Here is a 2,580-nt window from a genome sequence, read left to right on the forward strand (position 1 = left end):
ATCGTTTGAAGGATAAAAAAAGAATAGGGATTCAGCCTCAGGTTGAAATTTAATACGAGATCAAAGGGGTCAATTTTACTTTGCCATTTGTAAGGTAAAAGGGGTCAATTTTAGAATGCCGTTGACAGTTTGATCCAAAGACTCAGTGGTATGCACAATCACAAGGCAAGCAAGGTCGAAATCAGACCTACTCCGATACAGCGGTTCAATGCTGCTTAATGATCAAATTACTATTCCGACTCTCTTTACGTATGGTCACAGGTTTTGTTCAGAGTCTGATTAAACTCTCTGGATGCAGTTCGCTTGCTGTTAACCAAGGTAGCGAAAGAAAAGGCTCTGCCTTTTGAAATTTGGCAGCCCAATCCTGAAACCATTGCTGCAATGGAAGAAGATCTAAGCAAAGCAAAGAGCTTCACTTCTGTTAAAGATTTGATGGCTGATCTAAATGCGGACGATTAAGTACACATCAGCATTCAAGAAAGACTATAAACGTGAGAAAAAAGGGCAGCATCGAAATACATTAGATGCTGAACTACAAACTGTTTTAGAATTATTGCAAGCTGATGAAGCCTTGCCTGAAAAGTATCGTGACCATGCTTTGGTCAGTAATTAGGTAGGTCATCGTGATTGCCATATCAAACCTGATCTCGTTTTAATCTATAAGAAAACAGAAGAAGGTGAACTACTAATTTTGAAATTAGTTCGCTTAGGCAGTCATAGCGAATTAGCAATTTGAATGATGTAACCCCCAAAGAGCGTTGACATACTCCGTACTAAACCAGTGATTTAATGGGGAGCATGTCAGCCTTCATCGTCAGTTACTTGTCTTTTTGCATTGTAATCTGTTTTTCTAATTCAGCTATCCGTGCATTTGCATTAGTGAGTTGTGATTCCACATATTTGATCGAGCCTGATTTTTCGAGTAGCTGTTCATATTTGGCTTGCAAGGCGTTGTAGTCTTCTTTTGCCTTATCTGTACTAGCAAGAGCGACTTTCAGCTTGTCGGTGGTGTCATCAGTTTGTTTGACCTGTTCATCAAGTTTGATTTGCACCTGTTCCAGTTTTTCTGTGGTATCTGCAAGCTGCTTTTCCAGTTGTTGCACTGTTTCCGCATATCCGCCTTGTACTGCATCAATCCGTTCTTGCAATAGGGTTGCAATGACTTGTGACACGGTAACAAGTTCCGCATCTTTCAGAGTTTTTGCCGTAGTAACGGCTGCCGCCAGTTGCTCTTCAAGGATCTCTTTGCGGTATTTGTTGATAGTGGTCTTTGAGCCGCTACCAAGAACCGCAAGGATATTATCGTTAGTTGGGTTTGAGCCTTGTGCTGCAAGGGATTCGATGGCTTTTGCCACATCTGATTTAGTGATTGCCATGGGTTTACTTCCTATTGTGTACTGTACTGTATCGTATTTTAATACATTACAGTACAGTACACAATCGATATTTTTTATGAATTATGACTAGCTAAAACTCTCTGCAGCTGTTCGCTAATGTTTTCCAATTTAGCAAAATCCGATAGAAGATGATTTCTATTAGATTAATTAAAAAATAACAAGTATTTATTAGCGAGTGTCTACGAGCGCCACAACAAAAATTCGCGCCTAGACTCTCTGAAAAACAGCTTTTTAGGCTGAGAAGCCTAAATAAGCGTAAATTATATGCAGATATTTGCACCTAGACCGAGCGGAGCGAGCAAAAAAAGCTTCTGAGCGAAGCGAAGTCATAGTTGCTTTTGCTTTTTACATAATTTTAGAAGGTATTTGCAAAAAATTACCCCTACGAATCGAGCGAAAGCGAGATTCAATAGAGTTTGAGCGAGTGAAACGAAGCGAAAACCAAAACTCGTGTTGTAATTGAACATGTCACAAAAATAGATGGCTTTGAACAATATTTTACTAGTTACCATCTTAAAAAAACTTCCGATTTTAAAAGCGTTTATGCTGTACGACTCTATGAGTTATTAATGCAATGGAAGTCTGTAGGAAAAACACCTATATATGAGTTGAATAAATTCCGTAGCCAATTAGGTATAGGAGTTAATGAATATGATCGTATAGAGGCTTTTAAAAGACGTGTTTTAGATATTGCTATTAAACAAATTAATGAGCTTTCTGATATTACCGTTAAATATGAGCAACATAAAAAAGGTCGTGCTATTTCAGGTTTTTCATTCGCCTTCAAACAAAAGAAAACGAATCAACCAATAGCAGATAAGCGAGATCCAAACACGCTAGATCTTTTTTCAAAAATGACAGATGCTCAACGTCATATGTTTGCTAATAAGCTTTCAGAATTACCTGAAATGGGGAAATATTCTCAAGGTACAGAAAGCTACCAACAGTTTGCTATACGTATTGCTGAGATGCTACAAGATCCTGAGCGCATCATAGAGCTATACCCACACCTCAAGAAAGTGGGATACATGCCATCAAATAAAAGGGACACGGTACATGGCTAAGTTATCGCTAAGTGAAGTATCCAACCGCTTTAACGTCAGCCGCTCTACACTATACAGAGCTATCAAAGAAGGACGTATATCTCGAAGTGCTGATGGTCTTTTTGACATTGCAGAAGTCA

Annotated in this window: 3 protein-coding genes and 3 pseudogenes; 5 read left to right on the plus strand and 1 reads right to left on the minus strand. The window is 38.8% G+C overall.

The features are described 5' to 3' along the window. Positions 1–128 precede the first annotated feature (128 nt). From FTT91_RS14380 to FTT91_RS14390, 3 genes and pseudogenes are all read left to right on the plus strand, one after another. Positions 129–293: pseudogene (locus FTT91_RS14380) on the plus strand (transposase); the annotation flags it as partial. 10 nt (positions 294–303) lie between these two features. Further along, positions 304–459 (plus strand): type II toxin-antitoxin system RelB/DinJ family antitoxin, encoded by a 156-nt coding sequence (locus tag FTT91_RS14385; RefSeq protein WP_257224342.1) that lies wholly within the window; start codon positions 304–306, stop codon positions 457–459. Further along, positions 446–736 (plus strand): annotated as a pseudogene (locus FTT91_RS14390) (type II toxin-antitoxin system YafQ family toxin). The gene FTT91_RS14385 and the pseudogene FTT91_RS14390 overlap by 14 nt, the downstream one beginning before the upstream one ends. 82 nt (positions 737–818) lie before the next feature. Here FTT91_RS14390 and FTT91_RS14395 read toward each other — a convergent pair. Next, complete coding sequence (locus FTT91_RS14395) at positions 819–1,376, minus strand: DNA-binding protein (protein WP_019836970.1); 558 nt, start codon at positions 1,374–1,376, stop codon at positions 819–821. 509 nt (positions 1,377–1,885) lie between these two features. Here FTT91_RS14395 and repM point away from each other — a divergent pair. Continuing rightward, a pseudogene (gene repM, locus FTT91_RS14400) lies at positions 1,886–2,461 on the plus strand (replication initiation protein RepM); the annotation flags it as partial. Then, the coding region (locus tag FTT91_RS14405) for a helix-turn-helix domain-containing protein (protein ID WP_218952063.1) at positions 2,454–2,580 on the plus strand (127 nt) is incomplete at its 3' end. The pseudogene repM and the gene FTT91_RS14405, both read left to right, overlap by 8 nt.

The sequence above is a fragment of the Acinetobacter sp. YH12021 genome, assembly GCF_013420145.1.
Lineage (GTDB): Bacteria > Pseudomonadota > Gammaproteobacteria > Pseudomonadales > Moraxellaceae > Acinetobacter > Acinetobacter towneri.